A 22,016-nucleotide genomic window follows, 5' to 3' on the forward strand; every position below is an offset into this window, starting at 1 on the left:
CATCATGTCGATCTTGCGCGTTATGAGATTTGACTATTTAAAGCCCGGCCATCGTGTCGGGCTTTGTCGTTTCTGGGCCTCGGCATTTGCCGGGGCTTTTTCGTTTCTGGCAGGCGAACCACATGAATGCTTTTCGTGAGTATCGGCGCCGCAACAAGTACCGCCTGTGTTTGATTGACGAGATGCATTTCCAGCTCAATCTGGCGGAGCCATTTGAAGGGGCGCGTGTCCGAGCTGCCCGCATGAGGCATTTGCTCAAGCTCTTCAAGTACAAGCGGCGAGCCAAGGGCATCAGCCTTTCGCGTAGTTGACACTATCCATACAGCCCTGGCATTCGCCGGGGCTTTTTCGTTTCTGGAGCCCAGCAATGTCTGAACAAGCGAAGCGTGACAAACAGGCCGCGATTGATGCAGTGGTTGGCGGCGCCCTCGACGGCCTGGCCTTGGCACTCTACCGACTGTCCAAGAGCGACCCGCAGGTATTCATGAGTTTCACCGGTCAATTGCTGGACACTGAGCAGCGCGAACTGTTTCCCATGATTTGGGGCGGTGTACGGCCTGAAGTCTTCCACAGTGAGGGAATGGTGTATGTCGCGACTTACGTCGGTGCCGGCGGAATGCACTCCCTGTGCAGTCGAGCGCACCCAGTAGGCTCGGGACTTCCATTCCCCGAAGTGCAAAAAGTTGTCCAGGAGGTCCGGGCCGGTTACGACGAGGTCGTACTGAAGAAGGTGATCGACCTGAAGGTCAAGATGCAGGAGATCGACCTGTTGCTGAAGGGGCACTCCTTCGTTGACGGCGGCCTGGCTGGCCTGGCTCGTACTGACCTGGTGAAAGGTCAGGCTCTACTGGTAGCTGCTTTGACCGCCAATCAATAACACCCCGCTCCCCGAAAGGGAGGAACAGAGATGGCCCACATGCCTGAGAAAGATCCTGGCCTTTGGGCCGCACTGATTGCCTGGGTGATTGCCCACCAACCGCAGCTCTATGCGGCTGGTCTGTCCGTCGGTATCGCCGCGCTGCGCGTTGTGTACGGCGGTGGCACCCGCCGGCAGATGTTCTTGGAGGGCGCCCTGTGCGGCCTCATCACCCTGGCCCTGGTGCCGCTGCTCGAATGGATGGGCCTGCCACAGGGCATGGCCACCTTTGCCGGCGGTGCTGTCGGCTTCATGGGTGTGGAGAAGCTGCGCGGTTACTCCGACCTGTTCCTGTCTCGCAAAGCGCAAGGGTGACCTGATGATCACGCTGACTGACATCAACCGCCGCCAACACCACCTGGCTCCGAGCGCCATTGCCCGGGTTCAGGAGACCGGCCCTAGTTCCCAGTGGCACGGCATCTGCGCCATCGTCCATACGTTCGACGGCCAGGTGATAGAGGTGCGCGAGCGCGCCGATCAGATCGCACGCGAGCTCAACATGCGGCGGGCTGAGTAATGGCTTGCAGTGGATGCGCCGCCCGGCGCGAATGGATCAACAAATGGACAAAGGTGGCATATGAGCGAGCCAAGCAAATCATTGGCGGTGGCGACGATCGTACCGGCAGTAAAGAGCCATCCAGACAGCCCCCACCCAGTAATGGGGACCAAGGTTCTGCTGAGTGATGGTAGCGAGCTGGAAGGTGTGAAGAGTGTGGAGCTCAAGGCTTCGGTCGAGAGCGGTGTATGGCATGCAGTTATCACTGTGCTGCCGCGCGAGATCCCCACCATCAGCGCCAACGCACAGTTCGTTGAGGTGGATATCTCCAACCTCAAGAGCGCTGCCCGCGAACACGCTCGGGTGGCGCCATGAGCATGCGCCAGGTGTCGCTGCTGGAGCGGATGCTGGTCGAGCAGGTGAAGCAGACCGAGTTGCTCGAGCAGATCGCAAGGAACCAGGCGGTGCTGATCCAGGCTCTGGCCGATGAGCAGGGCGAGGATGTGGACGAGATGCCGACTACCTACTTGAGTGGCGCGCCCGTCTATGGCGGTCGCTGATGGCCAGGCTCACCTCCCTCAGGCCTCCCATGCAGGCGCAGCCATCCCGGCTTGCCTCGGTGAACTCTGACTCATGGCGATCAACCAAGGGCACAGCAGCGCAACGTGGGTACGGCTACAAATGGCAGAAGGCGCGGGCCGGCTGGCTTGAGGCTCACCCGCTGTGCGTGTACTGCGAGCGCGAAGGGCGGGTAACTGAAGGCTCGGTCGTCGACCACATCATTCCGCACAGAGGTGACATGAAGCTGTTCTGGGACAGCGGCAACTGGCAAACCCTGTGTCGGCCCTGCCATGACGTGGTGAAGGCTGCCGAGGAGGCGTCAGGCCTGATCGGTTGATGCACGCCAGTGGCGTGCCGCACCGGCTTGAAGCACGCCAGTTCCCCGATTTGACGGGGGAGGGTGGGTCGAAAGTTCAAGGCTTTTCGCTTCTAGACCACCCCTTCCCGCACGCGCAGATTTTATTTCCCTATTGAGGTTTTTGTTAATGGCTTTAACACCCAAAAAACGCGACTTCATCGCCGCGGTGAGGGGAGGTGCGTCCAATCGCGACGCGGCCATTGCGGCTGGATGCCCCGAAAAGACTGCCTCTGCTGCTGGTTCCCGGCTCGCAAAAGACCCGGATGTGATCGCCGAACTGCACAAACTGAACGCCCTGCATCCTGTTAATGGGGCTGTTAAAGGTGTTAAAGGCGAAGCGGATGAGTCGGGCGTGGCGGAAGCGGTCGGCGAGGTCGAGCCTGCCGGTTTTGATCTTGGCGCGGCCTTGATGCATCGAGATCCCAAGTCATTCCTCCTGGCGGTGATGAATGACTTGGGCACCGAGCCAAAATTGCGCGTCGACGCGGCAAAAGCGCTCATGCCTTTTGTGCATCAGCGCAAAGGTGAGGGCGGCAAAAAGGAAGAGCGCCAGAAAGCCGCCGAGCAGGCTGCGAGCAAGTTCGGCCGCCAGGCGCCACCAAAGCTGGTCGCTGAGAACGGCAAGAAGGTGTAGCGATGGAATGGACCACCGCCTGCATCGATTGGGAAGAGCGCTTGATTTCAAGGCGTTCGATCATTCCGCCGCCGATTTTCCCTGAAGAAGCCGAACGAGCCCTGCAGATTTTCAAGGAGCTCAAGGTTCCCGATCTGCCTGGCAAGCCGCGCATGGCGGATTGCTGCGACGAATGGGTTTTCGATTTTGTCAGAGCCATCTTTGGTGGGTACGACAGCGAAACCGGTAAGCAGCTGATCCGTGAGTTCGGCCTGCTGATCAGCAAGAAGAACACCAAGTCCACTATCGCTGCGGGAATCATGCTGACAGCATTGATACTCTGCTGGCGTGAGGAAGAGGAGCACCTGATCCTGGCGCCGACGCGCGAGGTTGCAGACAACGCCTTCAAGCCGGCCGCCGCGATGGTTAGGGCGGATGAAGAGCTATCCGCGATGTTCCACGTCCAGGACCACATTCGGACGATCACCGACCGCACCACCAAAAATAGCCTCAAGGTAGTGGCGGCCGATACCGACACGGTATCCGGCAAGAAGGCCGGCAAGGTTCTGGTGGACGAGCTGTGGGTTTTCGGCAAGAAGGCCGGCGCCGAGGCCATGTTCATGGAGGCCCTCGGCGGCCAGGTGTCGCGCAATGAGGGTTGGGTCATATACCTGACCACGCAGAGCGACGAGCCGCCAGCCGGAGTGTTTAAAGAGCGGCTGAAATATTGGCGTGATGTTCGGGACGGGATTGTCGAAGACCTCAAAACGCTGGGTATCTTGTACGAGTTCCCGGCCTGCATGGTCAGCGACAAGGATTACCTGAAACCCGAGAATTTCTACATCACCAACCCGAACCTGGGGCTTTCCGTCAGTGCCGAGTGGCTCGAAGATCAGCTCAAGAAAAGGCTGGCTACCAGCGACGGCTCTCTGCAGAAGTTTCTGGCGAAGCACCTCAATATTGAGATCGGACTCAACCTGCGCACCGACCGGTGGGCTGGTGCCGACTATTGGGAGTCTGCTGCCGAGACCGGTTTAGAGCTGGAGAGCCTGCTGGAGCGCTCCGAAGTGGTGACGGTGGGAATTGATGGCGGCGGCCTTGATGACTTGCTCGGCCTGACCGTGCTTGGCCGGGAACCTGTCACACGTCGATGGCTCCACTGGTCTCACGCCTGGGCGCACAACATCGTATTTGAACGGCGGAAGGATATTGCCAGCGCGCTACGAGACTTCGAGCGGGCCGGCGATCTAAGTGTCGTTGACCGACCTGGTGACGACGTCCAGCAGGTTGCCGACATTATCTGCGACATCAGGGATCGCGGCTTGCTGCCGGAGAAGCTGGCAATCGGCGTCGATGCGGCAGGCATCGGCGATATCGTCGACGAGCTGACCACCCAAGAGCGCGGGATCGTCATGGAGCAGATCGTGGCTATCTCCCAAGGCTGGAAACTCAACGGCGCGATCAAGATGACTGAGCGCAAGGTGGCCGGTGGCGAGCTGGCCCACTGCGGCAGCGCACTGATGAACTGGTGCGTCGGCAATGCCCGGGTCGTACCTCAAGGCAATGCCATCACGATTACCAAGCAGGCCAGCGGCTCGGCAAAGATCGACCCGCTGATGTCGACGTTTGACGCTGTTTCGCTGATGGCTCTCAACCCCGAAGGCGCTGGTGATATCCAGGGCTTCTTTGATAACCCGATCATGGTAGGAATCTGATGGCCGAGAAGAAACCGGGCCGGGTGAAGGCTGCGCTGCAAAACTGGCTTGGGGTGCCCATCGGCCTGAAGGACGGCGCATTTTGGCAAGAGTGGTTCGGCAGCTCTGCATCTGGAAAGCATGTATCGGTCGATAAGGCCATGCAGCTGTCCACGGTGTGGGCGTGCGTGCGATTGCTGTCCGAATCCGTTTCCACTCTCCCGCTTAAGCTATACCGGCGCCTCCCGGATGGGTCGCGCGAGGTGGCCAAAGAGCACCCACTGTACCGCTTGCTGTGCCGCATACCGAACGCCGAGATGACGCCGCAGCGCTTCATGCTGCTGGTGGTGGCGAGCATTTGCCTTCGAGGCAATGCCTTCGTAGAGAAGAAGATGATCGGTAGCCGGGTGATCGCACTGGTGCCGCTCTTGCCTCAGTGCATGAAGGTCAAACGGCAGGACAACGGACGCCTCAAGTACACGTATAACGAGAATGGCGTTGAGCGCGACATTCCCGAGAAGAACCTGATGCACATCCGGGGGTTTGGTCTGGATGGAGTGTGCGGGATGCTCCCTGTCACCACCGGCCGCGAGATCTTCGGCTCGGCCATGGCGATCGAGGAGGCCGCGGCGAAGGTGTTCGCACAGGGCATGCAGGCCTCCGGCATTCTGAGCAGCGACGCCAAGATCACGCCACAGCAGCGCGAGCAACTTCGGGCCAGCATGCAGGCGTTCATGGGGTCGAAGAACGCCGGCAAGATCATGGTGGCGGAAGCAGGCTTCAAGTACCAGGGCATCACGATGAACCCTGAAGCCGCGCAGATGCTGGAATCTCGGGCGTTCGGAATCGAGGAAATGTGCCGGTGGTTTCGCGTGCCGCCCTTCATGGTCGGGCACATGGACAAGCAATCAAGCTGGGCCGCTTCAGTTGAGGCCCAGAACCTTCACTTCCTCACCAATAGCCTGCGGCCGCTGCTCGTAAACATCGAGCAGGAGATCACCCGCTGCCTTATCGGCGAGGTTGATGCTGAAGAGTTCTTCGCCGAGTTTTCGGTGGAGGGCTTGCTGCGTGCAGACAACGCGGGCCGCGGCGCCTGGTACAACACAGCCCTGCAAAATGGCTGGATGTCTCGCAACGAAGTGCGCCGACTGGAGAACTATCCGCCGATCCCTGGTGGCGATACTTACACGGTGCAGTCCGCGCTTGTCCCCCTGGATCAGCTCGGAAAGCCGGCCGCGGGCGTCTCGCCGGCAGCTTCGGCATTCATGCTTCGGCTGGTTTCGGCGCGCAACAACGACGACCGAGAGGCCATCAACAAGGCGGTCGAGCTGGCTTCCGAGGCCCTCGAAACCGGAAACCCCGATGGGCCAATGATGGCTCACGCGCTGATATCGATGCCGCTGCTCAAAGCGGCCTGACCCGGAGCACCCCATGACACTGAAGACCCTTCCGGCAGCGCCGGCGGTGCGGCCGCACGCGCGTGTCGAATCCGACCTACTGCCAAAGGCCATGGAGCGCTGGAATCCAGCGATCAAGGCGGCAGCCGGTGACGACTCTACCACCATCACCATGTACGACCCGATCGGCATGGACTGGTGGACGGGCGAGGGCGTCACCGCCAAGCGCGTCAGCGCTGCACTTCGCAGCATCGGCGACAAAGACATCACCGTGAAGATCAACAGTCCAGGCGGCGATGTTTTCGAGGGCTTGGCGATCTACAACTTGCTGCGCGAGCACAAGGGCAAGGTAACCGTCCAGGTGCTTGGTCTGGCCGCCTCCGCTGCTTCGTTCATCGCTATGGCCGGCGATGAAATCCAGATCGCCCGAGCCGGCTTCATGATGATCCACAACGCCTGGACCATCGCCGCTGGCGACCGAAACGACTTCACGGAAGTCGCTGACTTCCTCGACCAGATCGACGCAACCCTGGCCGACATCTACGCAGTCAGGACGGGCGATGAAGCCGCGGCGATGCGCAACCTCATGGACGTAGAGACCTGGATGGGCGGCAGTTCGGCAGTCGAAGCCGGCTTCGCGGACGGCCTGCTCCCATCGGATGCGGCGCAGGAAGACCCGCAGGCCATTGCGCCTCAGCAGGTTGCGGCGCGCCGCCTGGACACGATCCTGGCCAAGCAGGGAATGCCTCGCTCAGAGCGCCGCTCCCTGATTCAAGAACTCAAGGGAGGTACGCCTGGCGCTGCCCCCTCCGGTACGCGCAGCGCTGCCGAAAACCAGGCCGACTTGGCCAACCACTTTGCCGATCTACAGGCCGCCATGTCGCGGTTCTCGGCAGCAGCCCTCAAGTAACCGGAGAAGATCCCATGGCAGACAATACCGCTGACCTGTTGAAGCAGGTCTCCAACGAGCTCAAGCAGGCCACCAGCGATTTCAGCAGGCAGGCCGAGAACGCGCTGGCCGAGGCCAAGAAGGCCGGAAGCCTGTCCGAAGAAACCAAGAATGCCGTCGACGAAATGGCGACCAAGTTCAACAGCCTGACCGAGGCCGAGAAGCAGCTGAAAGCCCAGCTGGGCGAGCTCGAACAGGAGTTCGCCCGCCGGCCTTCGGCTGGCACCCAGCAACCCCAGGACAGCCTCGGCGGCGTTGTGGTCAAGAGCGAAGCGCTCAAGCAGTTCGCGGCCAGCATCGAGGGCGGCAAGCGCGTCAACATTCCGGTCAGTGCTGCCCTGCTGTCCACCGATGTTCCCGCCGGCATCGTCGAGCCCCAGCGCCTGCCCGGCATCGACACCGCGCCGAAGCAGCGCCTGTTCATCCGCGACCTGATCGCCCCTAGCCGAACCACCGCCCCGGCGATCTTCTGGGTGCAGCAGACCGGCTTCACCAACGCCGCCAAGGTCGTGGCCGAGGGCACCGCCAAGCCGTACTCGAGCATCGAATTTGCGTCGAAACTCACCGCGGTGTCGACCATCGCCCACATGTTCAAGGCCTCCAAGCAGATCTTGGACGACTTTGCCCAGCTGGGTTCGACCATCGACGTTGAAATGCGCTACGGCCTCAAGTACGTCGAGGAGCAGGAGATCCTGTTCGGTGACGGTACTGGCGTGCACCTGCACGGTATCGTCCCTCAGGCCTCGAAATACGTCCCGGCATTCGAGGTGGAGAAACGGTCGGGCATCGATGATCTCCGCCTGGCGATGTTGCAAGCCCAGCTGGCGCGCTTGCCTGCTTCTGGTCATGTCTTGCACTTCATGGACTGGGCCAAGATCGAGCTGACCAAGGACTCGCTGGGCCGTTATATCCTCGCCAACCCGCTGGGTCTGGCTGGCCCCGTGCTGTGGGGGCTGCCTGTCGTGGCTACCGAGGTCGCTGCTTTCCTGGGCAAGTTCCTGACCGGCGCGTTCCAGACCGGTGCTCAGTTGTTCGACCGTGAAGACGCCAACGTGGTCATCTCGACCGAGAACGCCGACGACTTCGAGAAAAACCTGATCTCGATCCGCTGTGAAGAGCGTGCAGCCTTGGCGGTGAAGCGTCCAGAAGCGTTCATCTTCGGTGAGTTCGCCGCCCCGGTCACTCCGTAACCCAATGTGAGGGCCGCACAAGCTGCGGCCCCTGGAGGCATTCATGAAGCTGAAAACCCTGAAACCTCTGTATCTGGGCGGCCAAACGCTGGTGGAGGGCACGCCCTTCGAGACCATCGAGCAGCACGGGCGCCAGTTGATCCAGAAGGGCTATGCCGAACTGGACAACTCGGATCGCGAGGCGGTGGTGACCATCTCGCAGGAAGATGCAGTTGGCGCGGGCGTGCTGACCACCGATAGCTTGGGAGCCGTCACCTTGCCGATTGCCCAGCCAGTCGCCGCCTTCAAAGCGAAGCGCAAGGGCGCTGGCAAGAACATCGTGGTGGGCGCTGATGGCAACCAGGTTGGCGAGTTCTCCGGAAACCAGGAAGAAGCCACCGCTGAAGCTGAGCGGCTGGTCGCTGGCGGCGAGCCAGAGCAGGCCGAGGAGTAACATATGCCCGTGATCGCCATTGATCTGGCCATGCACCACCTGCTGGCCGAGCCAGAAGACCAGGTGCTCGTTGAGGCGCAGCTTGGCGCAGCGGAAGATGCGGCGATGAGTTTCCTCAACCGCCGGTTCTACCTGGACCAAGTGGCTTTGGACCAAGCTCGCGCCGGCGTGTCGAGCGGCATTCAGCAAGCGAGGGAGGCGAACGCGGCGGCGGTTGCGGCGGCGGAGGCAGAGCAGGATCACACCCTGCGATGCCGCCTGCTCGAACACGCTCGCCAGGCGCTGGCCGACGCCTACGACCAGGCAGACTCCATCGCCTACGGCATGGTGCTCAACCCTGCGATCCAGGCGGCTTGCTTGCTGAAGCTTGGCCACCTGTTCGCCAACCGTGAGGAGGTGGTCACTGGGACGACCGCTGTCGAGCTGCCGCTGGCCTCCCAGCACCTGCTGATGCCATATCGCATCCGGATGGGTGTGTGATGCAGGCCGGGAGGCTGCGGCACCGGATCGACATTGAGGAGAAGACCACTCCTCGCGACCCTGCGACCGGTGAGTATGGCGAACCACAGTGGGTGGTGCGCTGGTCAAAATGTCCGGCCCAGGTGGTGCCAATGTCTGCCAGGGACCGGGTCGATGCCCGCGCTCAGCAGTCAGAGGCCACGGGGCGCATGGTCATTCGATACCGCCCCGGCATCGACTCAGCCATGCGCATCATCTACCGCGGCGAGATCTACAGCATCGAAGGCCCGCCGCTGGAAGATCCCAGCTCCGGCCTAGAGTACCTGACCATTCTGGTCTCTAAGGGGATGAAGGATGGCTGACGAAATCAGTGCACGTTTGCAGGGGCTGGTGCCGGTGACGCAGAAGATGCTCGGCCTCGCGCCGAAACTGCGCCGCAAGGGGCTACGCAAAGCTGCCCGCCAGGCGATGAACATCGTCCGCGATGATGCGAAGTCCAGGGCCAAGGCCATCGACGACCCCGAAACCACTGAAAAGATCTGGAAGAACATTGTCACCCAGGAATCGGGCAAGCAAGGCAGGCGCGAGGGCGGGGTGGTGATGAAGGTCGGCATTCGCGGCGGGGCAGGGGCAAACCAGCACAGCAAGGATGCAAGCGGTAACCCTGGCGGTGATACCCGGCACTGGCGGTACATCGAATTCGGTACCCAGCACACCCCGCCGGCGCCGTTTATGCGTCCATCCTTCTCGCAGAACCTGGGCGCCGTCACCGATCGATTCATCGGCGTTTTCTCCCAGGAGATTGACGCCGCATTAAGGGGGGGCTGATGGAGCCGCCAATTTTCGCCGTTTGCTCGGCAGATCCCGGTGTCACCGCACTTCTGGGCGCCGGAGTCGACTGCCGGCTGTTCTCGTTCGGTGAAGCGGAGGAGGGCACGCTGAAGCCCTACGCGGTTTGGGGGCTGATTACCGGCAGTCCGGAGAACTACCTGGTCGGGCGCCCCGACGCCGACGGTTTCACGCTACAGGTGGACGTTTACGCGGCTACCGGCGGGGCAGTCACTGCTGTCACCAAAGCTCTGTGCGCTGCCATCGAGCCACACGCCTACGTTGTCCGCTGGGGCACTACAGACCGCGACCCGAAAACGAAAGACCGACACCGAAGTTTCGACGTGGACTGGATAGTCCGCCGCTGAATCAACCGAGCCCGCCAAGTGCGGGCTTTTCTTTGCCCGACAGGAGACCACCATGTCGATTTTGACCCAAGGTACGCAGGTGTTTGGCCTGGTGCCGCCTATCACCGGCACCGGCCCGTCTACCGTGATGGAGATTGAGTGCGCAACCGCTTTCAACCCGGGCGGCGCACCGGCCGAACAGATTGAGGACACCTGCCTCAGCTCCAAGGAGCGCACCTATAAGAAAGGGCTGCGCACCCCGGGCCAGGCGTCCCTCACCGTTAACGCAGATCCCAATAATGCCAGCCACATTCGGCTACACCAGCTCTCCGAAGCTGATGGCGATACCACCATCAAGTGGGCCGTAGGTTGGTCTGACGGGACCGCTGCCCCCACGGTAAACACTGAGGGTGATGACTTTGAGCTGCCAGAAAGCCGTACCTGGTTCGTGTTTCAGGGCTATGTCGCCGACTTCCCGTTCGACTTCGCCGCTAACGCCGTGGTCAGCACCGCGGCCAGCATTCAACGATCGGGCGGTTCCGCCTGGATCAAGAAAACCACTTAAGGGGCCAACATGGATCTCGCACAACTGAAGAAGAAAGGGGGCGTCGTTGCTGACGCCCTGGTGGCGAAGAAGGTCGAGTGGAAACACGTCGACGAGACCGGCAAGGAGGTCACCGACAAGTTCACCGTGCATGTTCGCCGCCATGCTTTCGGCGTCATGGAGGCCATGTTTGCCGGTGGCGAAGCCGAGCGTTTTAAGAACGCCCGCTACCTGTCGGCCAGCATCATGCTGGGCAAGGATGGCGCCGAAGAGCTGCCGTTCGACGACGCGGTAAACCTCGATTCCAGCCTGGGCATCGCTCTGCTCAATGCCGTCAACGAGGTGAACAGCCCGGTAAAGAGCTGACCCCGGCAGACGAGCTGTGGCATGAACTGGTGCTGAATGGTATCGGCGGCACAACCATCGTCGAGGCCAAGGCCAATCTCTCCTATGCGGAGGTGTTGGCCTGGGTCGCGTACCGTGACAAGCATGGATCGCTGAACCCGGTGCGCCGTCAGGAGCTGGCAGCGGCCATCATCGCGCTGCAGATCAATCGTGGTGCTGGCGGAAAGGCTGAGCTGGTTGATTTCATGCCGCATGCGGAGCGGCCGGGGGCATCCCTGGAACAGGCGATGAGCGAGTGGTCATGACGTGATACATTCACGGCTTTCTATCGGGAGGGAACCATGCAAAAAATCATTATACTAATCGCCGCCTGCCTAATCGCTGCCTGTACTACTTATGGAAAGCCGGTCACAGACGCCCAGCTCGCCGCTATCAAGCAGGGAGTTACAACGAAGGGCGAGCTTTTGGCAAGCTTTGGCCCGCCTTTGGCAACGGCCAGAAACTCCGACGGCACTCAAGTCATGTCTTGGGGGTATGCGCACGTTGGTTTCGCTGGGAGCAGTTATAAGAATCAGGCCCTGAGCGTGATCCTCGATGCATCCGGAAAGGTTGTCAGCTACACCACTACCGATACGGCTAACCCATACCGGTAATTTATTTGAATTAATCAAGCCCGCTTCGGCGGGCTTTTTTATGCCTGGAGGAAAGCAAATGGCGTCGCGCTCCCTTGGCACACTGACTCTCGATTTGATAGCTAGAATTGGCGGCTTTCAAGATGGGATGAACAGGGCGTCGAGATCCGTTGCAAGTACCGGGGCTGCCGCTGACGCTGCTGCATCGCGCATAAATGCCCTTCAGGGACAGTTCCTTTCTCTGTCTGCAGTCGCGTCACGTATTGCAGGCCCGCTTGCGGCAGCTTTCAGTGTAAGCGCTGTTTATAGCGCGACGGAGGCATACAGCACGCTCACGAACCGACTGAAGCTGGTGACAGGTAACTCCACCGAGCTGGCAGCTGCGCAGAAGGCGGTTTTCGGCATTGCTCAGGACTCCGCGCAGCCATTAGCAGCCACTGCCGAGCTGTATCAGCGCATCGCCACCAACCAGGACGCGTTGAAACTGTCCGGTGAGGGCGTTGCCGGCATCGTCGGCACTATCAGCAAGACTCTGGCCGTCTCAGGGGCATCGGCAGAGAGCGCAAACGCAGCCCTCATCCAGCTCGGTCAGGCATTTGCGTCGGGCGTACTTCGCGGCGAAGAACTTAACTCCGTGATGGAGCAGGCTCCGGCGCTTTCCCAGGCCATTGCGGCCGGCATGGGGAAAACCGTTGGCGAATTGCGAGCGATGGGTGCTGCTGGCGAGCTCACCGCTCAGGCGGTGGTCAAGGCCTTGCAAAGCCAGTCGGGCGCGGTTGATGCACTGTTCGCCAAGACCGCAACCACAATTGGGAACAGCTTCACCAAGATCAGCAACTCGCTCACGCATTTCATTGGCGAACTTGACCAGGCTACCGGGGCAAGTTCCAGGGTCTCAGCGGAGTTTGTTGGCCTCTCGAAAGCGATCGACAATAGCCTACCGGCGGTCATGAGCTCGATAACGAAGGAGTCGAATACCCTATCCCAAGTATTGACCACGGGGCTGTTTGTTGCGCTTGGCCGAGTGGCTGGTGGGTACGCCCAGCAGGCGGGGGCGGCTCTGTATTCGGCCTCTGCAAGTAAAGCAGCCCTTGCTGCTGCAGCGGACACTGCCAAGAAGGATCTATGGGCCGCGCAGGCGAAGCAAATCGATGCCAAGGCGCTCATGGAGCGCGCCGCGCTGGAAATCAAGGCCGCAGAAGGCAAGGTCGCATCGGATCGAGCGCGTCAAGTTTCCGAACTTGCCAACCTCAAATCCACGCAGTCTGCGCTGGTTGCCGAGCGACAGCTTGAGCAGCAGCGCCTGGCCGCGCAGATCACCGATGTGGGACGTACAAAGTCCCTCACTCGACTGGCAGAGCTGAGGCAAGCTGAAGTTGCAATGCTAAAAAGCGTTGAAAAGTCAGAACAGGCCTTGGCCGCGACCACGACAGCGGCCTCCGTCCAGATTCGTCAGGCCTATGCGATGCGGACGGCCGCCGTTGCTGCCTACGGGGAAACCACGGCAGTCGTGAACACGCTTTCAGCCACTTCCCGAGCTGCAGACTCCGCCGCCGCATCGGCTACGGTTGCCGGCCGTGCGTTTGGCGCCCTGGCGACTGCAGGTCGCGGGCTTGTGGCCCTGATGGGCGGTCCGCTGGGCCTGCTGTTCATTACCGGTGCGGTGGCGCTTTCGTTTGTCGACTTCAGAAGTAGTAGCGACAAAGCGAAAGAGGGGCTTGAGCAGCTTCGCGGGCCAATGGACGACGTAATCGCTCGTTTCAAGGCGATGACCGAAGAGCAGCGGGCTGGTGCTTTGGTGCGCTGGGGTGAAGCACAGGCAGAAGCAGTCAAGGCTGCGAGAGGCGAACTTGACAAGCTCCAGGCAACGCTCAAGAAAGGCGTGCTGGGTTCTGATTCAATTGGGCTTCCTGCTCGTATCGCTGGATCGAGCAATGGCGCGGTCATCCAGAGGGCGAAGGAATACAAAGCGCTTAGCGAGCGCATCGAGGATGTGGCAAAAAACGGCGGATCGATGATTCCGATCCTTGAAGATGCTGCGAAAATTCCTGGGGTTTCGCCGACACTCCTCAATGACCTGAAAAAAGGGGCTGAGGCCTGGTCAGTTCAAAGTGAGACAGTGAAAGAGGCTACCTCGCGACGCGAGCAGCTCATCGCCGAGCAGGCGAAAGGCGTTGCAACCGCTTCGGCGGAAACAAATGCTACATCTGGCCTAACTGCGGCCGGTCAGAAGTATCTGCAGACGATTCAGCAGAAGCTTGTAAAGCTTCAAGACAACAACGATGCGGTCAAGGAGGCCAATCGTTTCATTTCTGAGCACAAGGATCTGTCCGAAGCTGACCGGATTGCGATCCTGTCCGCGGCACATGCTTCAAAGGCTCAGGATGAGGCTAACAAGGCGGCGACCAAGTCGACCCGAGAGCACGCCTCAGAAATGAAGTCGCTCAAGAAGACGTTCGCGGACGCTGAGGAAAATTATCAGCGCCAGATCGAGCTGATGAACACCTCGACCGATAAGCGCAAAAATGCAACCGAAGTCGAAAAGCTGGCCTTCGAGGTTGCGAGCGGCAAGTATGAAAATCTGAATTCGCTGCAGAAAAAATCGCTGGAAGGGTATGCGGCCGAGCTCGACGCCAAGAAGGCACTGCTCAAGGCTGACCAGGCCGCCAAGCGCTTAGCTGCTTTGGACTTCAATCTCAAGGAAGAAAACCGTACTGCGAAGGATGGCTTCGATCAGGAGCTTGCAGGTGCGGGTCGGGGCGAGAAGTACCGTGAGCGCTTCCGGGAAATGCTCAGCATCGAGCAGGATTTCAACAAGCAGCGCCGCGAGATGTACAAGGAGTACAAAGAGGCAGAGATTGCCGGCGACCCGGACGCTGAAGCGAACTACAAGAAAGAAACCGCTCTATTGAGCGATGCGCTGGCTACTCGGTTGTCCTTGCAGGTGGACTACTACAGCCGGCTGGACGAGGCTCAATCCAACTGGATGGATGGTGTCAGCGATGCCTGGCAAAACTTCGTTGATTACGCCCAGGACTACTCGGCGCAGGCTGCTGATGCAACAGCCTCAGTGCTGGGTAGCGCCAGGAGTGAGCTCAGTTCGTTCATGTCCGACGTGGCTACCGGGTCGAAGGATGCCGGGGATGCACTGATGGACATGGTTACCGGGTTCGCCAAGGCAACCGTTGGCGCCTTGACGGACATGGCCGCCCAGTGGCTGGTGTACCAGGCCGTGCAGCTGATGGTCGGCAAAGCTACACAGTCCTCTGCTGGCTTGGCTCTGGTGGCGCATGCGCAGGCAGCTTCGTTCCAAGCTCAGCTGGCGGCATACGCCTCGACTGCCGCAATCCCGATGATTGGTCCAGCTGCTGCGCCGGCTGCTGCTGCAACTGCTGCAATGGCTACTGCACCAATGGTGGCCGGGGTTGCATCAACCGCGCTGATGGGTATGGCTCACAGCGGCATCGACAGCATCCCGCGGGAGGGTACCTGGCTGCTCGATGGCGGCGAGCGCGTGCTCAACCCCAACCAGAACCGCGACCTGACCCAGTACCTGCGTAATGCCGGCGATGCGGGCAGGGGCATGAACACTGGGTTACCGCCCATCAAGGTCGATGTAGTTGTCCAGGTTCCGCCCGGAACGTCGGCGGACGATTCGAAGCGCATCGGTGATTCGGTCGGCGCGGCTCTGGACCAGAAGATCGAGGATGCGCTCTACCGCGCGACCCAGCAGGGCGGGATCCTGTGGAGGAGAACATGACCGAGGTATTTAGCTTTTGCACCCGAGTGGGTGCCTCGGGCGATATCAAGCAACGCACCTGGGAGAACGACTTCGGCGATGGCTACACCCAGTCGGGCGGCACGGGGATCAACACCAAGTCCGAAGACTGGGACCACCAGATGACCGGGGGCCTTGAGCCAGGCGATGAGCTGCGGGAGGTCCGTGACTTCCTTGATCGCCACGAGGGCTATCGGTCATTCCTCTGGATTCCGCCCGGCGGTACCCAGGGGAGATACAAGGTCAACGGCTACAAGCTCGACCCGAAGGGCGCTGGCCTATTCACGCTCAGCTTCAAGATGAAGCAGGTATTCACCCCTTACTGACCCCGCCGAGAGCGGGGTTTCTTCTTTCTGAGGCCCCATGAACTTCAACACCGACATTCAAAAGCTCGAGCCGGGTAACCAGATCCGGCTGTTCGAGGTGGACGCCACGCGCCTGGGCGGCAACCTGATGCGTTTCCACGGCCATGCCCAGGAAGGCGACATCATCTGGCAGGGCAACCTTTACTCGCCGCAACAGCTCGACGCCAAGGGCTTCGATATCCGCGGCGATGGCCGGCCGGCCAACCCGACACTGCAGTTGGCCAACGAGATCGATGGCGTGCGCGGCGCGGTCACGGCGCTGTGCCTGCACCTGAAGGACCTGGCCGGCGCGAAGGTGAAGGTGATCGAGACCTTTCGGCACTTCTTGGACGCCGCCAACTTTCCCGAAGGCAACCCCGACGCCTCGAATCAGGCCCGGGAAAACCTCTGGTACATCGAGCAGAAGACCGACGAAGACCGCGAGCAGGTGACGTTCCAGCTTTCCAGCCCGCTGGACCTGGGCGGCCAGATGCTGCCCAGCCAGCAGATCACCAAGCTCTGCCGCTGGTCCTGCCGTGGACAGTACCGGCAGGAGGCCTGCGCCTATACCGGGTCGGCCATGTTCACCAAAAAGGACGAGCCCACGGACAACCCGGCGCTCGATCGTTGCGGCGGCCGCTGGAAAAGCTGCAAGGCCCGGGGCAATACCCGGCGCTTTGGCGGCTCCATGGGCGCCAGTCTCATTGCCAGTTCGAGGTAACCCATGCGCATCAACCAACAGTTGCAGGCCGCGATCCGTGAGCATGCCGAGCGCGAGCACCCGGCCGAGGCCTGTGGGGTGCTGATCAAAACCGACCAGGGCCGCGAGTACGTGCCGTGCCGGAACCTGGCCAGAACGCCGCGCGACCACTTCACCCTGCACCACGAGGACCTGGCCCAGGCCGAGGACCGCGGCGAACTGCTGGCGATCATCCACAGCCACCCGGACGCCGCACCCACGCCAAGCATGGCCGACCGGGTCAGCTGCGAGCTGCACGAGGTGCCCTGGGGCATCGTGGGCTGGCCAGGCGGTGATATGGAGTGGTTCAAGCCCTCGGGTTACCAGGCGCCGCTGCTGGGCCGCGAGTTCGCCCATGGCCTGCTCGACTGCTGGGGCGCCTGCCGCGATTGGTACGCCCGTGAAGCTGGCCTGCAGCTGCCGAACTTCGAGCGCCAGGATCTGTGGTGGGAAGACCCGGACGGGGCCAGCCTCTATGAGGACAATTTTGCGGGCGCTGGCTTCTACCAGGTCGACACGCCCAAGCGCGGCGACATGCTGGTGTTCATGGTTCCGTCCCCGGGCAGGCCGTGTTACCACCCGAACCATGCGGCCATCTACCTGGGCGACGAGCCGGCGCTGATCAGCGAGGACGCGCCGACACTGGGCGGGAGCGGCCCATTCATCTACCACCACATGGCCGGCCGCTCTTCCTCCCGCGACATCTACGGTTGGTCGATGGCCAACCGCTGCCGGTTGGTGCTGCGCCACAAGGACTATCGCCCATGAAACGGACCATCAAGCTTTACGGGGTGCTGCGCAAGAACTTCGGCCGTGAGTACATCCTCGACGTGCACAGCGTGCGTGACGCGATCGGGGCTCTCTGCGCGATGGTGCCGGGCTTCGAGAAGTTCATCACCACCGGCGAGGAGCGAGGCCTGGTGTTCACGGTGTTCTCGGATACGCGCAACCTGGACAACCAGGAGCTCGACTTGGTGGGTGATGACAACGGCGTTATCCGCATCGCGCCGATCATTCAGGGCAGCAAGCAGGCTGGCCTGTTTCAGGTGGTACTGGGTGCGGTGCTGGTGGTGGCTGGCATGTTCAACGGCGGGTTGTCGGCCGGGCCAGGCATGGCCTTGATCGCGGGCGGGGGTGCTCTGGCCCTGGGCGGGGTGGTGCAGATGCTGTCACCTACAGCCAAGACCGGCAGTCTCGACCGCAACGAGGACGGCAACAACCCTTCGTATGGCTTCGGCTCGGCGGTGACCACCATCGCCCAGGGCAACCCGTATCCGGTGTTGTATGGCGAGCGCGAGATCGGCGGCGCCGTCGAGTCGGGCGGCATCTACACGCAAGACCAGCTCTGACAGCTGGCAATTCCTGACCCGCTTCGGCGGGTTTTTTCGTTTCTGGAGGGGCGCATGGGCGCAGCAGTGAAGCGCAAGCCGCGGCGGGCAGCGAGCAGCCGCCGGCGGGTGGTCGGCAGCAAGGGCGGGCAGAAGAAGCAGAAGCAACCCAGCATTGCCTCGAACAGCGTGCCGTCGATTTCCACGGCGCGGATTGTCTACTTGTGGAGCTGGGGCCCCATTGTTGGCCCGGTGAACGGCCTGCGCTCGGTCAAGCTCGCCGGCACACCGATCATGGCCGAGGACGGCACCCTCAACTACCCCGGCGTTAAGTGGCAGTTTCGCTCGGGCGAACTGGACCAGGAACGCCTGGCGGGTATCAGCGAGTCTAGCAACGAGATCGATGTCGGCCTGGAGCTGAGGAGCACCACCCCGTGGCTGCACTCGATCACCAATTCCATGATCGATGCCGTGCGCCTGCGCTTCAGCTGGCCACAACTGCAGTCGCAAGATGCCAGCGGCAACATCAATGGCGTGCGCATCGAATACGCCGTTGATGTCTCGACCGATGGCGGCCCCTACCTGCAGGTATTGGCCTCCGAAGTCGACCGCAAGAACATCACCAAGTACGAGCGATCCCACCGCATCGAGTTGCCGGCCGGTAGCCGCTGGTCTATTCGCGCCCGGCGCCTGACGCCTGAAGCCAACAGCTCTCTGGTGCAGGATGGCATGGTGGTGGAGGCCATTGCTGAAGTCGTCGACAGCGATCAGGAATACCCGCTGACGGCCGTTGGCTGCCTCGAGTACGACGCCCAGCAGTTCGGCGGCGATATCGCTAAGGTGGCGGTACTGATGCGCGGCCGCATCATCCGCGTGCCGATGAACTATGACCCGGCAACCCGGACCTATGCCACGGCGGGCCCCGGTACCAGCAACGGGATTTGGGATGGCACCTTCAAGGAGGCCTACACCAACAACCCGGCGTGGATCTTCTACGACCTCGCTCTGCATCCTTACTACGGCCTTGGCGAGCGCGTCGATGCCAGCATGATCAACCGTTGGTCCCTGTACCGCATTGCCCAGTACTGCGACCAGATGGTGCCGGATGGTAAAGGCGGGCAGGAGCCGCGCTTCACCTGCAATCTGTACCTACAGAAGCAGGCCGAGGCCTGGGCGGTACTGCAGGACCTGGCCGCGATATTTCACGGCCTGGCCTTCTGGGACGGTAGCCAGATCGTCGTCAACGCCGACATGCCGCAGGATTCAGCCTACACCTACACCGGTGCGCAGATCCTGGGCGACGGCGCTATCAAGTACACCGGCAGCAAATGGCGAGATCGGCACAGCCTGGCCATGGTCTCGTTCGATGACCCGGCCCAGGGCTTCGATACCGACAAGGAGCCGGTGTTTGATGAGGAGGCCATGGCCGACTATGGCGTGCGTGAAATCTCTGTCGAAGCCGTGGGTTGCACGTCTCGCGGCCAGGCCCAGCGCGCTGGTCAGTGGGCGCTACTGACTGAGCAGATGCAGGTGCGTGGCGCAACCATGCGCGTAGGCCTCGATGGCTACATTCCAAAGCCGGGCAAGGTGATTTCTGTTGCGGATTCGATGCTGTCCGGCCGGGCCAATGGCGGGCGCATTGCTGCTGTTGCTGGCCGGGTCATAACCCTGGATCGCGATGCTGAGGTGCCCGTCGGCGCGCGCCTGCAGGTCAACCTGCCCAGCGGCAAGGCCGAGGCCCGGCAGATCCGTTCGGTGTCCGGCCGGCAGGTCACGGTGATGGCCGACTACAGCGAGGTGCCCGAGGCAGAATGCGGCTGGGCGCTGGACTATGACGACCTGAAGCTGATGCAGTTCTACGTGCGCAACGTCACGCGGCCGGAGTGGCACCAGTTCCAGCTGGAGTTGATCCAGCACGAGCCGAGCAAATTCGACGCCATCGACTATGGCACCGTGATCGATGACCGTCCGATCAGCGTGCTGCCGCCTGGCGTGCAAGACGCGCCGGCGCGCGTGCTAATCACCAGCCATAGCTCTGTGGAGCAGGGCATGGCCGTTACCACCATGGTCATCGGCTGGGACGCGGCGCCCGGGGCGGTCGCCTATGACGTGGAATGGCGCTGGGGCGCCCGGGATTGGATCAAGCTGCCGCGCACCGGCGAGCTCTCGGCCGACGTGCGCGGCGTGTATGCCGGCCAGTACCTGGCCCGCGTGCGCGCCGTCAGCGCCATGGATGTAGCATCGATGCCGACCAACTCGGTGCTTACCGATGTCGCAGGCAAGACGACCCCGCCGCCGGCGATCACTCACCTGAACGCCACGCCACTGGTCTACGGCATCAAGCTGGCCTGGGGCTTCCCTGCTGGCGCCGAGGACACCCAGCGGACGGAGATCTGGTACAGCAAGACCACCTCGCGGGACGACGCGATCAAGCTGGGCGACTTCGCCTATCCGCAGGCCGAGCACGAAATGCACGGCCTGGCTGCTGGCGTGTCGTTCTTCTTCTGGGCGCGCCTGATCGACCGCACCGGCAACATCGGCCCGTGGTTTCCGGCTGGCGTTGGCGTCAACGGCCAGTCCAGTTCTGACCAGAGCGAGTATGAGGAGTACTTCAAGGACAAGATCGGCAACGGCGCGCTGTACCCAGTACTGCGTGAGGAGATCGAGAAGATCTCCGGCGACGGCCCAGGCTCTGTGAATGACCGCCTGAGCGAGCTCAACGAGCAGCTGCAGGAGCAGATCGGCAACCTGGTTGACGCGCTGGAGTATGACCCGGCGAAACCCTACCTGCAGGATGACGCTGTTCGCCTGGGCCAGCGCCTGTACCAGGCCAAGCAGCCGGTGCCGGCAGATCCTTCTGGGGCGAATGCGCCACCGAACCCGCTGTACTGGCTGGATATCGGGCAGGTGGTGCAGAGCGCCAATGGGCTTGCTGCGCAGGTAGAACAGAATACGGCCGACATTACCGAACTGGACGGCGTGGTCACCGCCCAGGCAACAAGCCTGCAATCGCTGCAGGCAGCTTGGCGCGCTGACGTTGACGACGATGGCGGCATGTCGGACGCCAACGCAGCCTGGGACGCCCAGGCCGGTATCAGTGAGCAGCGCAAGGTGTTTGCAACTGAGCAGCAGGCATCCGCTGAGCGCTTCATCGCGATTGACGCCAAGGTCGGGCAGAACGCGGCCGGGCTTTCCACCCTGGAAAAGGCGGTGGCCACCCAGAGCGAGGCCACGGCCACGCGCCTGGATCAACTGAAGGCGGAGGTCGACGACAACGCGGCGGATATTCAGGAGGTGTCCGAGGCGCAGGTGACAACCGACCAGGCCGTGGCTTCGATACGAACCTCTGTCGAGGCGGTTTACACCGCCGGCCGGGATGATACGGGGGAGGGCGACCTGTTGAGCGCATTGGATGCCCAGAAGTCGCAAGCCAAGTCCGCAAGCGATGTTCGCATCCTGGCGGATGCCGATCAGGCCCTGGCCCGCAAGACGGAGACGCTCGAAGCTTCGATCGGCGAGACCAGCGCTTCGGTTCAGCAGGTCAGCCAGGCCGTGGTGAACCTGGATGGGAAAGTGAGCGCCCAGGTGACCATCAAGGCACAGACCACATCCGGCGGCAGAACCGTAGTTGCCGGATTGGCAGTGGGCAGCAATGGGGAAACCTCGGAGATCCTTGCATTCGCACAGCGCTTTGCGGTGGTCGATGAGGTTTCTGGCCAGATCTCTGTGCCGTTCGTGGTGCAGAACGGCCAGGTGTTCATCAACCAGGCGTTTATCAGTCAGGCGTTCATCAAGGAGATCGTTCTCGGCATGACATTGCGCTCTGCTGCGGTCAACTCGCAAGGGTTGCCGTTGCTGGAGATCAACGTGCCAGCTGGGACGCTGACATTGCGCGGACAGACGGCAGATGGTTCGGTGCTGCTCAACAACTACGGCCTGTATGTCTACGACCTGAACTACATCGAGCGCGCAGGCGTGGGGAGGATGATCTGATGGCGTTGTACGGATTCAGGACCAAGGACGCAGCGGGGGTGGTCACTTTCGACACCTCTGTCACACCTATCC

The 22,016-nt window shown here is 61.6% G+C and carries 27 protein-coding genes; all 27 read left to right on the forward strand.

The genetic code is table 11. The features are described 5' to 3' along the window. Positions 1-122 precede the first annotated feature (122 nt). The 27 genes from ABIE20_RS27075 to ABIE20_RS27205 all read left to right on the forward strand — a co-directional run bounded on the left by ABIE20_RS27075 (position 123) and on the right by ABIE20_RS27205 (position 21,944). On the forward strand, positions 123-311 hold the full coding sequence (locus tag ABIE20_RS27075; RefSeq protein ID WP_429508589.1) for a hypothetical protein: 189 nt from the start codon (positions 123-125) through the stop codon (positions 309-311). 56 nt (positions 312-367) lie between these two features. Continuing rightward, a complete protein-coding gene (locus ABIE20_RS27080) occupies positions 368-877 on the forward strand; it encodes a hypothetical protein (protein WP_429508591.1) in 510 nt (169 codons plus the stop codon). Positions 878-907: 30 nt separating this feature from the next. Then, positions 908-1,231: a phage holin, lambda family gene (locus ABIE20_RS27085; RefSeq protein ID WP_429508592.1), complete on the forward strand. Its 324-nt coding sequence runs from the start codon at positions 908-910 to the stop codon at positions 1,229-1,231. A 4-nt stretch (positions 1,232-1,235) separates the two neighbouring features. Beyond that, on the forward strand, positions 1,236-1,433 hold the full coding sequence (locus ABIE20_RS27090; RefSeq protein WP_429508593.1) for a hypothetical protein: 198 nt from the start codon (positions 1,236-1,238) through the stop codon (positions 1,431-1,433). A gap of 60 nt (positions 1,434-1,493) precedes the next feature. After that, on the forward strand, positions 1,494-1,787 hold the full coding sequence (locus ABIE20_RS27095; RefSeq protein ID WP_429508595.1) for a hypothetical protein: 294 nt from the start codon (positions 1,494-1,496) through the stop codon (positions 1,785-1,787). Then, on the forward strand, positions 1,784-1,972 hold the full coding sequence (locus tag ABIE20_RS27100) for a hypothetical protein (RefSeq protein ID WP_429508596.1): 189 nt from the start codon (positions 1,784-1,786) through the stop codon (positions 1,970-1,972). Before ABIE20_RS27095 ends, ABIE20_RS27100 begins: the two co-directional genes overlap by 4 nt. Continuing rightward, positions 1,972-2,310, forward strand: coding sequence for an HNH endonuclease (locus tag ABIE20_RS27105; RefSeq protein WP_429508598.1), 339 nt, complete (start codon positions 1,972-1,974; stop codon positions 2,308-2,310). Before ABIE20_RS27100 ends, ABIE20_RS27105 begins: the two co-directional genes overlap by 1 nt. 148 nt (positions 2,311-2,458) lie before the next feature. Further along, on the forward strand, positions 2,459-2,965 hold the full coding sequence (locus tag ABIE20_RS27110) for a terminase small subunit (protein WP_258607401.1): 507 nt from the start codon (positions 2,459-2,461) through the stop codon (positions 2,963-2,965). 2 nt (positions 2,966-2,967) lie between these two features. Then, positions 2,968-4,659 carry a terminase large subunit gene (locus tag ABIE20_RS27115; protein ID WP_429508599.1) on the forward strand — a complete coding sequence of 564 codons (1,692 nt, stop codon included), beginning with the start codon at positions 2,968-2,970 and terminating at the stop codon, positions 4,657-4,659. Continuing rightward, the gene (locus tag ABIE20_RS27120; protein ID WP_429508600.1) at positions 4,659-6,056 is read left to right on the forward strand and encodes a phage portal protein; all 1,398 of its coding nucleotides are present in this window, start codon (positions 4,659-4,661) and stop codon (positions 6,054-6,056) included. Before ABIE20_RS27115 ends, ABIE20_RS27120 begins: the two co-directional genes overlap by 1 nt. 13 nt (positions 6,057-6,069) lie before the next feature. After that, positions 6,070-6,945, forward strand: a complete 876-nt coding sequence (locus ABIE20_RS27125) for a head maturation protease, ClpP-related (RefSeq protein WP_429508601.1) — start codon at positions 6,070-6,072, stop codon at positions 6,943-6,945. 14 nt (positions 6,946-6,959) lie between these two features. Then, a complete protein-coding gene (locus tag ABIE20_RS27130; RefSeq protein WP_429508602.1) occupies positions 6,960-8,174 on the forward strand; it encodes a phage major capsid protein in 1,215 nt (404 codons plus the stop codon). 43 nt (positions 8,175-8,217) lie between these two features. Next, the gene (locus ABIE20_RS27135) at positions 8,218-8,607 is read left to right on the forward strand and encodes a hypothetical protein (RefSeq protein ID WP_429508603.1); all 390 of its coding nucleotides are present in this window, start codon (positions 8,218-8,220) and stop codon (positions 8,605-8,607) included. 3 nt (positions 8,608-8,610) lie between these two features. Beyond that, the gene (locus ABIE20_RS27140) at positions 8,611-9,087 is read left to right on the forward strand and encodes a head-tail connector protein (protein WP_429508605.1); all 477 of its coding nucleotides are present in this window, start codon (positions 8,611-8,613) and stop codon (positions 9,085-9,087) included. After that, positions 9,087-9,428, forward strand: a complete 342-nt coding sequence (locus ABIE20_RS27145; protein WP_429508624.1) for a phage head closure protein — start codon at positions 9,087-9,089, stop codon at positions 9,426-9,428. The genes ABIE20_RS27140 and ABIE20_RS27145 overlap by 1 nt, the downstream gene beginning before the upstream one ends. Beyond that, positions 9,421-9,894: an HK97-gp10 family putative phage morphogenesis protein gene (locus ABIE20_RS27150; RefSeq protein WP_429508606.1), complete on the forward strand. Its 474-nt coding sequence runs from the start codon at positions 9,421-9,423 to the stop codon at positions 9,892-9,894. The genes ABIE20_RS27145 and ABIE20_RS27150 overlap by 8 nt, the downstream gene beginning before the upstream one ends. After that, positions 9,894-10,262, forward strand: a complete 369-nt coding sequence (locus tag ABIE20_RS27155; protein ID WP_429508608.1) for a DUF3168 domain-containing protein — start codon at positions 9,894-9,896, stop codon at positions 10,260-10,262. The genes ABIE20_RS27150 and ABIE20_RS27155 overlap by 1 nt, the downstream gene beginning before the upstream one ends. 52 nt (positions 10,263-10,314) lie before the next feature. Next, positions 10,315-10,806: a phage tail tube protein gene (locus tag ABIE20_RS27160; protein WP_010226196.1), complete on the forward strand. Its 492-nt coding sequence runs from the start codon at positions 10,315-10,317 to the stop codon at positions 10,804-10,806. A 9-nt stretch (positions 10,807-10,815) separates the two neighbouring features. Further along, positions 10,816-11,151 (forward strand): phage tail assembly chaperone family protein, TAC, encoded by a 336-nt coding sequence (locus ABIE20_RS27165; RefSeq protein WP_429508610.1) that lies wholly within the window; start codon positions 10,816-10,818, stop codon positions 11,149-11,151. A 29-nt stretch (positions 11,152-11,180) separates the two neighbouring features. Further along, positions 11,181-11,435 (forward strand): phage tail assembly protein T, encoded by a 255-nt coding sequence (locus ABIE20_RS27170; protein ID WP_429508612.1) that lies wholly within the window; start codon positions 11,181-11,183, stop codon positions 11,433-11,435. A gap of 36 nt (positions 11,436-11,471) precedes the next feature. Continuing rightward, positions 11,472-11,783, forward strand: coding sequence for a hypothetical protein (locus ABIE20_RS27175; protein WP_429508614.1), 312 nt, complete (start codon positions 11,472-11,474; stop codon positions 11,781-11,783). A gap of 58 nt (positions 11,784-11,841) precedes the next feature. After that, positions 11,842-15,522, forward strand: coding sequence for a tape measure protein (locus tag ABIE20_RS27180; protein WP_429508616.1), 3,681 nt, complete (start codon positions 11,842-11,844; stop codon positions 15,520-15,522). Beyond that, a complete protein-coding gene (locus ABIE20_RS27185) occupies positions 15,519-15,866 on the forward strand; it encodes a phage tail protein (protein WP_429508618.1) in 348 nt (115 codons plus the stop codon). The genes ABIE20_RS27180 and ABIE20_RS27185 overlap by 4 nt, the downstream gene beginning before the upstream one ends. 37 nt (positions 15,867-15,903) lie before the next feature. Next, positions 15,904-16,605, forward strand: a complete 702-nt coding sequence (locus tag ABIE20_RS27190; protein WP_429508619.1) for a phage minor tail protein L — start codon at positions 15,904-15,906, stop codon at positions 16,603-16,605. 3 nt (positions 16,606-16,608) lie between these two features. Further along, positions 16,609-17,391 (forward strand): C40 family peptidase, encoded by a 783-nt coding sequence (locus tag ABIE20_RS27195; RefSeq protein ID WP_429508620.1) that lies wholly within the window; start codon positions 16,609-16,611, stop codon positions 17,389-17,391. Then, positions 17,388-17,972 carry a tail assembly protein gene (locus ABIE20_RS27200; protein ID WP_429508622.1) on the forward strand — a complete coding sequence of 195 codons (585 nt, stop codon included), beginning with the start codon at positions 17,388-17,390 and terminating at the stop codon, positions 17,970-17,972. Before ABIE20_RS27195 ends, ABIE20_RS27200 begins: the two co-directional genes overlap by 4 nt. A gap of 54 nt (positions 17,973-18,026) precedes the next feature. Beyond that, entirely contained in the window at positions 18,027-21,944 is a 3,918-nt protein-coding gene (locus ABIE20_RS27205) for a phage tail protein (RefSeq protein ID WP_429508623.1), read from the forward strand. Positions 21,945-22,016: the final 72 nt, after the last annotated feature.

Origin of the sequence: Pseudomonas sp. 2835, assembly GCF_050435905.1 — a bacterium.
GTDB lineage: Bacteria > Pseudomonadota > Gammaproteobacteria > Pseudomonadales > Pseudomonadaceae > Aquipseudomonas.